At 56.2% G+C, this 13,232-nt stretch carries 9 protein-coding genes; all 9 read left to right on the top strand.

Annotated features, from left to right (window positions below; genetic code table 11):
- Positions 1-43 precede the first annotated feature (43 nt).
- The 9 genes from ASD82_RS13980 to ASD82_RS13945 all read left to right on the top strand — a co-directional run bounded on the left by ASD82_RS13980 (position 44) and on the right by ASD82_RS13945 (position 13,127).
- Positions 44-1,324, top strand: coding sequence for a nucleotide sugar dehydrogenase (locus ASD82_RS13980; protein ID WP_056718434.1), 1,281 nt, complete (start codon positions 44-46; stop codon positions 1,322-1,324).
- A gap of 67 nt (positions 1,325-1,391) precedes the next feature.
- Entirely contained in the window at positions 1,392-2,528 is a 1,137-nt protein-coding gene (wecB, locus tag ASD82_RS13975; protein WP_200950316.1) for a UDP-N-acetylglucosamine 2-epimerase (non-hydrolyzing), read from the top strand.
- 46 nt (positions 2,529-2,574) lie between these two features.
- A complete protein-coding gene (locus ASD82_RS13970; RefSeq protein ID WP_162253831.1) occupies positions 2,575-3,840 on the top strand; it encodes an oligosaccharide flippase family protein in 1,266 nt (421 codons plus the stop codon).
- The gene (locus tag ASD82_RS13965) at positions 3,837-5,006 is read left to right on the top strand and encodes a hypothetical protein (protein WP_157599283.1); all 1,170 of its coding nucleotides are present in this window, start codon (positions 3,837-3,839) and stop codon (positions 5,004-5,006) included. The genes ASD82_RS13970 and ASD82_RS13965 overlap by 4 nt, the downstream gene beginning before the upstream one ends.
- A gap of 498 nt (positions 5,007-5,504) precedes the next feature.
- Positions 5,505-6,767: an O-antigen polymerase gene (locus ASD82_RS17445; protein WP_082585362.1), complete on the top strand. Its 1,263-nt coding sequence runs from the start codon at positions 5,505-5,507 to the stop codon at positions 6,765-6,767.
- Positions 6,764-8,905 carry a bi-domain-containing oxidoreductase gene (locus ASD82_RS13960; RefSeq protein WP_056718430.1) on the top strand — a complete coding sequence of 714 codons (2,142 nt, stop codon included), beginning with the start codon at positions 6,764-6,766 and terminating at the stop codon, positions 8,903-8,905. Before ASD82_RS17445 ends, ASD82_RS13960 begins: the two co-directional genes overlap by 4 nt.
- A gap of 230 nt (positions 8,906-9,135) precedes the next feature.
- Positions 9,136-10,725 (top strand): heparinase II/III-family protein, encoded by a 1,590-nt coding sequence (locus ASD82_RS13955; RefSeq protein WP_200950314.1) that lies wholly within the window; start codon positions 9,136-9,138, stop codon positions 10,723-10,725.
- Positions 10,726-11,952, top strand: a complete 1,227-nt coding sequence (locus ASD82_RS13950; protein ID WP_056718428.1) for a glycosyltransferase family 4 protein — start codon at positions 10,726-10,728, stop codon at positions 11,950-11,952.
- Positions 11,949-13,127, top strand: a complete 1,179-nt coding sequence (locus ASD82_RS13945; RefSeq protein WP_056718427.1) for a LegC family aminotransferase — start codon at positions 11,949-11,951, stop codon at positions 13,125-13,127. The genes ASD82_RS13950 and ASD82_RS13945 overlap by 4 nt, the downstream gene beginning before the upstream one ends.
- Positions 13,128-13,232 lie beyond the last annotated feature (105 nt).

The following is a 13,232-nucleotide window of genomic DNA, read 5'->3' as shown; positions in this document are numbered from 1 at the left end:
CCACACCAGACGAACCCAATTCAAATCGCCCTACGGAAGCCCCATGCATTCACTGGACAACACGAAGATCGCCATCATCGGCCTCGGCTACGTCGGCCTTCCGCTCGCCGTCGAATTCGGCAAGCACTTCGACACCGTGGGCTTCGATATCCACGTCGCGCGCATCGAACAGCTGCGTGCCGGTATCGACCACACCCAGGAAACCTCGGCCGAGGAGCTCGCCGCCTCCCGCCGGCTGACCTACACCAGCGACCTGCAGGCACTGCGCGACAGCAACGTGTTCATCGTTTCCGTGCCCACCCCCGTGGACGAGCACAAGCGCCCCGACTTCACCCCGCTGATCAAGGCCAGCGAGTCGATCGGCAAGGTCCTGAAGCGCGACGACGTGGTGATCTACGAGTCCACCGTTTACCCCGGCGCCACCGAGGAGATCTGCGTGCCCGAGCTGGAGCGCGTCTCCGGCCTGAAGTTCAACGTGGACTTCACCGTGGGCTACAGCCCCGAGCGCATCAACCCGGGCGACAAGCAGCGTCGGCTGGTCAACATCCCCAAGATCACCTCCGGCTCCACGCCGGCCGCGGCGGATTACGTGGATGCGCTGTATCGCACCATCATCCTCGCCGGTACGCACAAGGCGCCCAGCCTGAAAGTGGCCGAGGCAGCCAAGGTGATCGAGAACACCCAGCGCGATGCAAATATTGCGTTGATCAACGAGTTCGCATTGATCTTCCATCGCCTGGGCATCGACACAACCGACGTGCTGGAAGCGGCCGGCACCAAGTGGAATTTCCTGCCATTCCGTCCCGGCCTGGTCGGGGGACATTGCATCGGCGTGGATCCCTATTACCTGATCCAGAAGGCACAGGCGGTGGGCTATTACCCCGACATCCTGCTGGCCTGCCGCCGGATCAACGATGGCATGGGCCAGCACGTGGCCAGCGAAGTGGTGAAGCTGATGATCGGCAAGGGCCACGCGATCAAGAACAGCCGTGTGCTGGTGCTGGGCCTGACCTTCAAGGAAAACTGCCCCGACCTACGCAATACGCGGGTCGTTGATCTGGTTCGTGAATTCGAGAGCTTTGGAGCAATGGTCGACATCTACGACCCTTGGGCGGATGCCGCAGAGGCCAAGGCTGAATACGGAGTAGACGTATTGCCAGAGGCTCCGACGCCCGGTAGCTACGATGCGGTTGTCATTGCCGTAGCGCATGACGAGTTCAAGTCTGGCGGGAGTGCCGGGGTTCATGCCCTCGCGAACGGCCGCGCTGTGGTCTATGACATCAAGGGCATCCTGCCAAAGGATGAGGTAGACGGCCGTCTTTGAGTTGCACAACGGATGCAGCCATTTCCGTTTCCTAATCAATTAACTTTGGATCAGCGTTGATATGCCGATGAAAAAACTTCTCTGCATCGTGGGTGCGCGCCCCAACTTCATGAAGATCGCTCCGATCATGCGTGCTCTTCGCGAAGATGCTCCGGGCATCGAGGCGAAACTGGTGCATACCGGTCAGCACTACGACTATGCGATGAATGAAGCGTTCTTCCTGCAACTAGAAATTCCGGCGCCGGATATTTCGCTGGAGGTCGGCTCTGGCAGTCATGCGCAACAGACCGCCGAAATCATGAAGCGCTTTGAGACAGTCGTCGACGCTGAGCAGCCAGATTGCGTATTGGTCGTGGGCGATGTGAATTCCACCATTGCTTGCGCCTTGGTCGCTGCAAAAAAAGGCATTAGGGTGGTGCATGTCGAAGCAGGGCTACGTTCGCGTGATCGCAGCATGCCTGAGGAAATTAATCGGATATTGACCGATCAATTGTCGGACCGGCTCTACGTGACTGAGCGCGAGGCTATCGGTAATCTCCGGGCCGAGGGGATTGCGGAAGAACGAGTTGTATTCGCCGGTAACGTGATGATCGATACGTTACTGCATAGCCTCCCGAGAGCGATTGCTGCACGACACACCATCGAACAAGCATGTGCGCTGGCGGGTTCAGAAAAAGATGCAGATACTTTCCTGCGTGCTGATCGTGGATATGCGGTACTGACCTTGCATCGGCCTTCAAATGTGGACGATCCGACTGTGCTGGTGAACTTGCTGACGGTGCTTGAGCAGCAATGCCAGGAACTGCCTCTCGTTTTTCCGGTGCACCCGCGCACCCGCGCCAAGATCAGCGAGGCGGGCTGCGGGCCATTCTTGGAAAATAGTCGCGTGCTGGCGCTGCCTCCCATCGGCTACTTGGAAATGCTCGGATTGATGAAGGAGGCGCGGGTTGTGCTCACGGATTCAGGCGGTCTGCAGGAAGAGACAACTGCCCTTGGTGTGCCTTGCCTCACTCTGCGCGAAAACACGGAGCGGCCGATAACAATCGAACAGGGAACCAATACCTTGGTTGGGGTTGAACCGGACCGCATAAGACTTGCATTGACAAATATCGCCGAGCAAGCCATGTCACCGCGGCAGCCCGAGTATTGGGATGGTGCTGCAGCACAGCGCATTTGCCGGGACCTTGCTGAATGGCTCCGATGAATTGCCATCTTTCGAGTGGCCTTGAAAGGCGTTCTTGGGGACTGGCTTGATCAGGAAACTAGCCGGCACGGCGGCGTTAACCGCGATCAGTGCCGTTGCCTCCCGTGGCGTCCTCTTTGCCGGAGCCTTGATTTTTGCTCGGGCTCTTGGTCCGGTTGATTACGGAACATTCAGTCTTCTGCAGATGACCGCGCTGCTCTTCACGACCTTCTTTGCGCTGGGTCTCGGGCAGATGGCAACCAAGATTGTTGCCGAGGCAAAAAGCGGATCAGTAAACGCCGTTGCAGTTTCTGTGACAGTGTCCTTCGGTGCTGGCGTGGCGTGTGCGGCCCTGTTCATGGTGGTCTTGATTGCGTTTGCCCATCCATTGGCAGTGGCTGTGAACAAACAGCCGCAGGATGCGCCCCTGTACATGATGTCTGCTCTGCTTGTGCTGACGGGTACGCTCATTCCGATACAGAACGGTATTGCGCTCGGTCTGGGTGAAGTTAAGAGGCAGGCAATAGCCAATGTCGTCGCTGCGCCGCTGGCACTTTTGGTGATTGTCTTCGCTTCTTGGCGTGGGGGCGTTACGAATGCCTTGATAGGCTATATCTGCGCGCAGGCCGTAGTGCTGGGTGCTCAGCAGATGGCCTTGAGCAAGTCGTTCAAGAACCTTCCCTCATGGTGGGATCCGCGAATTCCAACGCGGAAGGATTGGGAGGTAGCCTGGCGCTTCGGCGCTCCAACGTCAGTAGCTGGCATGCTGACGGTACCGAGTTCTTGGCTCGCGTTGTTGTTTCTTGCGCGAACAACGGGAAATGTTCAGGTAGGTCTGTTCTCCTTTGCCAATCAGTTTCGAGCGATTTCGCTATTTGGCATCGGGACGATCGCCAATGCCTCGTTACCGCAGCTGACTACATTTCTAACGACACGCAATTACGTCGGTTACCGTCGACTCTCGACCTTACTGGTTACCGTGATGGTTGCTGCCACATCAGTACTCAGCCTGGCTGTATGGGTATTTGGAGAAGACATGTTCAAGGTTTTCATTCCAAAATATATCTTGGCAGAACCGGCTCTGCTAATCCTGACAATATCATGTATCGCCACTGCGGCGACCTCGATCTACATGCGGAGTGCCACCGCCGCAGGTGATGCACGCACTCTCATCTATGGGAATGCTGCATTCGCCGTCATGCTCGTGCCCCTTGCATATTTCTGGACCCCCAAAGGCGCAACGGGCTTGGCTCTTGCTACTTTGGCCGCGTGCGTACTTCAGACCCTTGTTTTCTATATTTTAGAGCGGCGTCGAGTAAGAGGATTCAAGTGAACGTAGCCAAGCCATCGAATTGCGCGCTACGCCGGCATGAGCGTCTGCGGGTGATAGCTCCCTTGTCGGCATTGTCCAGACGCACACGCTTGTTCAAACTCGCGAAGTTCGTTCGTGCCACCAAGGGACTAGATATTACTTTGCTTGGTTGGGAACGGAGGTTAGGAGAAGGGAAGGAAACCTACCTCGACTTCGACGTGCCGAAGGAATATGTGCTGAAAGGAGGCGGTTACGGTGGCGCGAGCGTTAGGGCGCGGTATGTCTTATGGATGTTTCGGATATTTTTCAGGTCGCTGAAATACCGCCGCGGTGACCTCGTATGGGCGTTGGGTTTCGAAAGTGCGTTTCCTGCCTTGCTCGCAGGAAGAGTGCGTGGCTTCGATGTCATATTTGATGATGCCGACCGCTTCTCGCTCCTGTTTCCGCTGCCGAAGGTTATTAAGGGGATTGTGGCGAGCCTTGAGCGGTGGACTTCACGTCGTGTTGCTGTCCACGTAATCCCGGGTGTGGAACGCTACGACTTCGAGAGCTCCCGCTTCTACCTGTTGCGCAACATGCCAAGTGAGGTAGAAATCGAGACAGCGCGGATGCTTTACCAGCAACGCACGTGGCCCAAGGCGGCTTTGATGATCAATATCAATGGATGGCTAGGTTCGGGAAGGGGAATGAGCGTCGCACTGGCCCTGTCAAAAAGGCTGCAAGGTGCTGATGTCGGTTTCCTGATGGCAGGAAAGTTGGATTGCGACGAGGCCAAAGAGTTGGCCAAGCGCCCCCAGGTGCATTATCTAGGCGAAGTTTCCAACGCCGAGGCATTGTCGACCTACTATGCCTCCGACTACGTTTTCACCTATTACAAGCCAGACAGTGTCATCAACAGGTTCGCCGAGTCCAATAAATGGGGCGATGCGTTCAAGACAGGTGTTGGCATTATTGTGAACAAGGAGGTTGCGACAGCGGCGTACGTAGTCAATGGGGGAGCCGCGATCAGCGTAGAGTACGACGATCTTGATGGACTGGTTGCCGCGATTGAGATGGCTCTTCACGACAAGTCCCTGGTCTTGGGACACAAAGCGGCTAGCAGCGAACTAGGGACAAAGTACGGATACTACGAATCGCAGCTGAAGCAACTATTTCGGAAGCTGGAGGTGGGTCATGGGGTTGGCTAGGAAGTTCGAAAAAATTGTCTGCTTTACGAGTGTCCGCGCTGTGGCCAGCTTTCGGCCGCGCTGGGCCACCAACATTTTGCTCTACTTTTTTGAACGCTGGGGTATGAGGTTTACGGGACGGCCTAATTACATTTCTTCGAAGACATGGTTTGATGGTACAGACTACAGTCTAATAACCATCGGTAATCAGGTGACTATTTCTAGTTACATCCGGATACTGACGCATGACTGGGCGCTACATACTGTCGCAAAGGCTTTTAATCTACATCAAGACAAGCCTATTGGGAGAATTAAACCGGTTACTATAGGTGACTATTCGTTCATTGGCACGGGATCAATTTTAATGCCGGGGTGTGAGATTGGAAAGGGTTGCATTATTGCGGCTGGAACAGTAGTTCGAGGGAGAGTCCCTGATTTTAGCATCTACGCAGGAAGCCCAGGCCAAGTGATAGGTAGCAGCAAAGAGTATTTGATAAAGAATACCGGCGCCGATTTGAAATGATCCTCTTTGCGTTCACTCTTTTCACAGTATTTACCATTTTTGCCATCTATGCTCACAAGAACATAATGGCAATTAATCCAGTTGTTGGTTTTTTGCTATTTAATTGGATTATGGGTTGCGGTGCAATGCTTTTTTTAGATCTAAGGATTGAGGCAGATGTTTCACATTGTATAGTTATTTTGATCTCGCCTTTGCTTCTCATGTCAGGATCGCTGCTTGTCACGCGAACTCTCGGAGTTAGAAGGAATTATGTCCGATTCTGGGGTGCTCCGATTGTAGACGAACATGTCCGAGTTGTGCGGCGGGCTGCTATATTATTTTTGTTATGCGTGCTCATTACGCTGCTCTATTATTCGGCCGTCGGCTATAATCTTTTTGTCTCGACATTGTCGGGTGGTGTCAGCAATTTCACGGATATGAGATTGGAAGCCTATTCGGGAGACAAATATTTCGCGCCTGGATACGTCAATCAGTTTAAAAACACAATGTTGCCACTGCTCTATTTTTACTTCTGCTTTAAACTAAAAGGTCGTAATTTCGGCGTTACGTTCATTATGTTTGGGCTTGCGTTCCTCCTCTATGCGCTCCTCGGCACAGGGCAGAGGACGTTCTTGGTTATATCGTTCCTCATGTTTATTTATTGTTTCATTGCGTATCGTGGCGGGTCTATCCCTGTTCGTTATTTGATAGTTCCGCTGGCAATTGTTCTATTTCTTTTTTCATACATCTCACTTCAGTTAGGTCGGTCAAGCGGTTCGGGGGTTGTTGGAGGCTTTGGGGAAGTACTCCATCGAGTATTCGAGTCTAATCAATATAGCGCGGTTGTTGGTTTTAGGTATGTCTACGAAGTTGAAGGAGTTCGCTACGGCGCACCGTGGCTTCAGGATTTTGCTGGTCTTCTACCGGGTTTGAGAGGGGACGATATATCTAATAAAATTTTCTATATCCTTTTTGGATCTTATAGGGGAACGTCTCCATTAAGCATTTGGGGGTCAGTATATTATAACTTCGGTATGCCTGGGGTTATATTTTTTGGTGCGCTCTTCGGGAGCGTATTTCAGCTTTCTTATTTGACTCTCCTTAAGGGTCCGAAGACGCTTTTCCGGCTTTTATGCTACTCAGCGATATTTTTGTATTTCTCCATTTGGGTCGCTGGCGGTCCTGTTCAACTCATAAATAATGGATTGTTTGCCGTTGTTTTAATGCTAGTAATGGTTAAGTTGACTTATAAGAATGAGAGAGGGGTAACGGCAATATGAGGCAGGTTCTGCAAAACATGGCGAGCGGCGGAACGCTGTTGGTCGAAGCTCCTTCTCCTGAGGCTTCAGTAGGGCAGCTATTGGTTGGAGCCACAGTATCTTTAATTTCGTCTGGCACGGAGCGAATGCTGGTGGATTTTGGACGTGCCAGTTATTTGCAGAAAGCCCGCCAGCAGCCCGAAAAAGTAAGGATGGTCTTGGACAAAGTCCGGACAGATGGGATCGCTACCACGATTGACGCAGTGCGCTCTAAACTGGCGCAGCCCTTGGCGCTCGGGTACTGCAACGTGGGCGTGGTTGCTGAATTGGGTCGGGGTGTGGACGGAGTCAAGGTAGGTGATCGCGTTGTCTCCAACGGACCACATGCCGATGTAGTTCGTGTTGGTAAGAATCTCTGCGCGAAAGTTCCCGACGTGGTTGACGATGAGAGCGCCGCGTTTACGGTCGTGGCAAGTATTGGCCTGCAGGGTATCCGCCTTCTGCAACCCACGTTGGGGGAAGGCATCGTAGTGATCGGGGTCGGCCTGATTGGTCTGCTGACAGTTCAATTGTTGCGAGCGCAGGGCTGTCGGGTGCTTGCCATCGATTTTGACGAGAGCAAGTTGGTTCTTGCGCGCCAGTTTGGCGCGCAGACTTGCAACCCCGCCGCTGGAGAGGATCCTGTGGCTGCTGGAATGGCGTTCAGTCAAGGGCGCGGCGTTGATGGCGTGATCATCACGGCATCAACAAAGTCTTCTGATCCTGTATCTCAAGCAGCCCGCATGTGCCGCAAGCGCGGTCGCATAGTCCTGGTAGGCGTAACCGGGCTGGAGTTGAACCGCACGGAGTTTTACGAAAAAGAGCTTACCTTCCAGGTATCTTGTTCGTACGGTCCCGGCCGATACGACCCTTCCTACGAAGAGAAAGGGCAGGACTATCCGTTTGGACTAGTACGCTGGACCGAGCAGCGCAACTTCGAGGCGGTGTTGGACCTGATGGCATCAGGTCAATTGGACGTTCGCCCGCTGATCACGCATCGGTTCGCTTTCGAGGATGCGCCAAACGCCTACGACCTATTGAGCAGTGACAAGTCGGCATTGGGTATTTTGCTCAAGTACGATTCAGTGCTCACGAGTCGAATGCAGCGACAAGTTACGCTGGCATCCACGCCAGTCGCATTTGATGCCGCTCGCCCAGTCGTGGGCTTCGTCGGCGCCGGAAACTACGCATCACGCATCCTAATCCCTGCGTTCAAGGCAGCTGGCGCCCAGCTAGGCACTATTTGCACAGCTGGCGGTGTAAATGCGGTTATTCATGGGCAGAAAGCGGGCTTCGCGACTGCCTCCACAGACGTGGATGCGATGCTTGCCGACCCTGGGATCAATACAGTGGCGGTTGTTACCCGGCACGACTCACATGCGCGTTTCGTACGGCAGGCGCTGGCGGCCGGCAAGCACGTGTTTGTCGAGAAGCCCTTGGCGATCACTCGTGATCAACTTGAACAGGTAAAGGTTGCTTACGAGCAGTCTCAAGCGAGAGGAACGGCCCAACATCTGATGGTTGGCTACAACCGCCGCTTTTCCCCTCAGGTGCAGAAGATGAAATCCTTGCTTGCGCCGATGCGTGAGCCAAAATCCTTCATCATGACCATGAATGCCGGCGCAATCCCTGCAGATCACTGGACTCAAGACCCTGCTGTTGGCGGTGGAAGGATCATTGGGGAGGCCTGCCATTTCATTGATCTGATGCGCTTTCTGGCCGGCTGCGAGATCACATCGGTGCAAGCTCGTCAGATGGGTGGTACCGCGGGTGTCTCCGTGACGGAGGACAAGGCCGTCATCACACTTGGATTTGCGGATGGGTCGTTCGGCGCCATCCATTACCTCGCTAATGGTGCGGCGAGTTTTCCGAAAGAGCGGATCGAGGTATTTGCCTCCGGCCGCGTTCTGCAATTGGACAATTTCCGCAAGTTGAGGGGGTTCGGTTGGCCGGGTTTCAGTCGCATGAACCTTTGGCGGCAGGACAAGGGGCAGCAGGCTTGCGCCGCAGCCTTCCTCCAGGCGGTGGAGTCCGGTGCAGACACGCCAATTCCCGCTGATGAGGTATTCGAGGTGGCGCGCGTCACCATCGAGGCGGCCGAGATCCTCAGGCAACAATGAGCGCTTTGGTGACCAAGGCAAGGACGGCACTTTCGCTGGGATTGCCGAATCTGATTCGGGTAGCGAATTTTCGCTTGGGGGTGCGCCTGGGTTGGAATCCGGTCCGTCGATTGAGCGCCAGGTTGCCCGATGGACCTTATCTCCAGATGCCATCTGGTGTGAGGTCAGAGGTTGTAGCGCCAGATCGTTGGTGGTCGGCCGCGGATTATTTTGGTCGGTGGCCAGTCAGCGTGAGCGAGCAGGCACCGGACTGGCATGCGAATCCACTCACCGGGCAGCGGGTACAGAATCCACAGCGTCCATGGTGGCAGATTGCCGACTTTGATCCCGTCGTAGGCGATATCAAGGCGATTTGGGAGTCGTCCCGATTCGATTGGGTACTTGCCCATGCCCAGCGGGCGTCCCTCGGTGAGCTGGCTTCGCTCGACCGATTGAATCGTTGGTTGTCGGACTGGTGCATCAACAATCCGGCCTATGACGGACCTAACTGGAAGTGTGGCCAGGAGACGTCGATACGTGTCATGCATCTGGCCATGGCCGCATTGATTCTCAAGTGTGAAAGATCACCAGCTACCTCGCTTCTGGATCTGATCAAGGTGCACTTGCAGCGGGTTGAGCCCACGATCGGCTATGCAGTGGCGCAAGACAATAATCACGGCACGTCTGAGGCCGCGGCGCTGTATATCGGGGGAACCTGGCTGGCCGCGTCTGGCGACCAGACGGGTAAGCATTGGGCAAGATTGGGCAGGAAGTGGCTTGAAAACAGGGTGGGGCGATTGATCGCTGCCGATGGCAGCTTCAGTCAATATTCGATGACGTATCACCGAGTGGCGCTGGATACGTTGTCCATGGCAGAGGTCTGGAGACGCAAGTTTGGCGACGCGTCGTTCAGCGCGCGATTCCAGAAGCGCGCCAGCGCAGCCACGTCATGGCTGCAAGCCATGACCGATGTAGGCAGTGGTGACGCACCCAACCTTGGAGCCAATGACGGTGCCCGGCTGCTCCCCCTGACTCAGACGGGGTATCGGGACTTTCGTCCTTCAGTCCAGTTGGCCGCCGCCTTGTTCAGTGGGCGCAGCGTCTACCCTCGGATGGATGATGTCCTGCATTGGCTTGACATTGCCGTGCCCACTGCTGACGCGGCACCTCCAACCTCGGTGCGATTCGATGACGGCGGCTACGGGATTCTCCGTCGTGGCGAGGCGGTTGCCGTGATGCGGTTTCCCCGGTTTCGCTTTCGCCCCAGCCAGGCGGATGCGATGCATGTGGACTTGTGGCTCGCGGGTGAAAATGTATTGCGGGATGCCGGGACCTATGGCTACAACGTCGATGCGAAGTGGCTCGATTATTTCGGTGGCACCGAAGGTCACAATACCGTGCAGTTCGATGATCGCGACCAGATGCCTCGCTTGGGACGTTTTCTGTTTGGCGACTGGTTGAAAGCCGAAGCTGTCCAGGGGCCGACGGCGGATGCTGGCGAGGAACGTTTCTCGGCGATGTATCGTGATGGACAGGGCGCTTCCCATCGTCGCACGTTGTCTCTGGGCAACCACGTTGTGCAGGTCGAGGACCAGGTGTCGGGCTTCCGCGAAAAGGCTGTACTGCGCTGGCGCTTGAAGCCGGGTGATTGGAAGCTATCGGGTCTGCAGGTCCAGTGCGGTGAGCATGTATTGGCCATTGCTACGGATGTCGCCATTCGTCGCATCGCCTTGGTCGAAGGTTGGGAATCGCGCTATTACCTTGAAAAAACGTCAGTGCCGGTACTGGAGGTCGAAATAGACCAGCCCGGCACACTGATCTCTTCCTACACTTGGGTGTAAATGAAAGTTCTCTATTTCCATCAGCATTTTTCGACACCCAAAGGATCGGCCGGCATCCGCTCGTATGAGATGGCCCGGCGGCTCGTTGCGCGAGGTCACGCCGTCACGATGGTATGCGGCAGCTACGGTGGCGGGGAAACCGGCCTCTCCGGCGAGTTCGTGAATGGCCGGCGCCGTGGAATGGTCGATGGCATCGACATCATCGAGATGAACCTTGCCTACTCGAACAGCGATGGTTTTGCGAAGCGCGCGATGACGTTTCTGCGCTTCGCCTGGCGCAGTGTCGCGCTCGCCTTTACCGAACCCTATGACGTGCTGTTTGCCACCACGACGCCGCTGACCGCCGGCATTCCAGGCATCTTCGCGCGCTGGTTGCGACGCAAGCCCTTTGTGTTCGAGGTTCGCGATCTCTGGCCGGAACTGCCGAAGGCGATGGGCGTTATCACCAATCCGCTCGTGCTGTGGGCAATGTCTGTGCTTGAGTGGCTGTCTTACCGTTCGGCAACACGATGCATCGGACTCTCGCCAGGTATCGTTGACGGCATCGCTAAACGCGGCGTCGATCGCAACCGCATCGCCCTGGTGCCGAACGGTTGCGACCTCGGAATTTTTGGCAGCACCGTTGAGGCATGGCGACCCGAAGGGATCGCTATGGATGACTTGATGGCGGTGTTCGCCGGTACGCAAGGCAAGGCCAATGGGCTGGACGCTGTCCTGAACGCTGCAGTTGAGCTGAAACGGCGTGGCAGGGCGGACATCAAGTTACTGTTGATTGGGCAGGGCGCTCTTAAACCCGCGTTGCAGGCGCGGGCAGTCGCTGAGAACTTGGACAATGTCGTGTTTCATCCTCCGGTAAACAAGGCGCGGCTGGCCGGGCTCATGGCCGCGACGGACGTTGGCATGCAAATACTCGCCAACGTGCCCGCGTTCTATTACGGCACGTCGCCGAACAAGTTCTTCGACTATCTCGCCTCGGGCCTGCCGGTGCTGAATAACTACCCTGGCTGGCTGGCTGAGCTGATCGAGCGCCACGGTTGCGGTTTTGCAGTGCCGCCGGATGATCCAGTGGCGTTTGCCAATGCGCTCGAAGTTGCCGCAGCCGATAAGGTGGCGTTGAAGGCAATGGGGCAGCGTAGCCTTGCGTTGGCCCGAAGTGATTTTGACAGGGCGCAGCTCAGTGAGCGTTTCGTCGATTGGCTGGAACTGGCAAAGGATGATGCGAAATGAATGAGGCCAAATTTGCAGCTGTAGTCGATTTCGCCCGATCGATCTATGGCGATGGCTTTGTCACGTTGCACCGCCCCGTGTTCTCGGGCAACGAAAAACAGTACCTGATCGACTGCATCGACTCCAACTTCGTGTCGTCGGTGGGCGCGCGCGTCACCGAGTTCGAGCAGCAGATCGCCGCATTCACGGGCGCCAAGTACGCCATCGCCACCGTCAACGGCACGGCGGCGTTGCATGCGGCGCTGCAGCTGGCCGGCGTGTCGCCCGGTGACGAGGTGATCTCCCAGGCGCTCACCTTCATCGCCACCTGCAATGCGCTGAGCTACGCCGGCGCACATGCGGTGTTCGTGGACGTGGATCGCGACACCATGGGCATGAGTGCGGATGCGCTGCGGCGCTTCCTCACGGACAAGGTGGAGCGCCGCGGCGGCCAAGCCTTCAACAAGGCGACGGGTCGGCGTATTGCCGCGTGTGCGCCGATGCATACATTCGGCTTGCCCTGCCGCATCGAGGAAATTGTGGCGCTGTGCGACGAGTACGGCATTCCGGTGATCGAGGATGCCGCCGAGTCGCTGGGCAGCTATGTGGGTAGCCGGCATACCGGCACGTTCGGCAAGCTGGCCACGTTGAGCTTCAACGGCAACAAAGTGATCACCACCGGTGGCGGCGGCATGATCATCACCGATGACGAGGAGCTGGCGATCAAGGCCAAGCACCTCACCACCACGGCGAAGATTCCGCACCCGTATGAGTTCGTGCATGACATGACCGGTTACAACTACCGGATGCCGAACCTCAATGCGGCGCTGGGCTGCGCGCAGATGGAGGAGTTGCCGAAGTTCCTGGCGATCAAGGCGGACGTGGCCCGTCGCTACGCGGATTTCTGTGCTGCGCAGGGGATCGCGTTGGCACAGGCTCGCGAAGGCACGGTGGCCAATTACTGGCTCAACGCGATCGTGCTGGATTCGCTGGAGCAGCGCGATGCCTTCCTCGAATACACCAACAATCGTGGTGTGATGACTCGCCCGGTGTGGCGTTTGATGACGCGACTGGAGATGTACAAGGATTGCCAGCACGACGGGCTGGAAAATTCGCGCTGGCTGGAGGATCGCGTGGTCAATCTGCCTTCCAGCGTGCCGGACGGGGCGATGGCGGGAGATCAAGGGGCGGGATGAGGGGCTTGGCATCACGTGGCGAACTGGCGGCATTCGGTTTCGTCGGAGCTGAGCCAGCACATCGAGCTGTGCCCCCAAGCGGAGCGTTGATGTATGCGTCCTGGC

The sequence above is a fragment of the Rhodanobacter sp. Root179 genome, assembly GCF_001428465.1.
Taxonomy (GTDB): Bacteria; Pseudomonadota; Gammaproteobacteria; order Xanthomonadales; family Rhodanobacteraceae; genus Rhodanobacter.
This window is presented reverse-complemented; position numbering and strand designations above follow the sequence as displayed.

Bases quoted from the DNA above. Each gene is read 5' to 3' on its own strand.
- ASD82_RS13980 (WP_056718434.1), top strand. From the start codon at position 44: ATGCATTCACTGGACAACACGAAGATCGCCATCATCGGCCTCGGCTAC.
- ASD82_RS13960 (WP_056718430.1), top strand. From the start codon at position 6,764: ATGAGGCAGGTTCTGCAAAACATGGCGAGCGGCGGAACGCTGTTGGTC.
- ASD82_RS13945 (WP_056718427.1), top strand. From the start codon at position 11,949: ATGAATGAGGCCAAATTTGCAGCTGTAGTCGATTTCGCCCGATCGATC.
- wecB (WP_200950316.1), top strand. From the start codon at position 1,392: ATGAAAAAACTTCTCTGCATCGTGGGTGCGCGCCCCAACTTCATGAAG.
- ASD82_RS17445 (WP_082585362.1), top strand. From the start codon at position 5,505: ATGATCCTCTTTGCGTTCACTCTTTTCACAGTATTTACCATTTTTGCC.
- ASD82_RS13950 (WP_056718428.1), top strand. From the start codon at position 10,726: ATGAAAGTTCTCTATTTCCATCAGCATTTTTCGACACCCAAAGGATCG.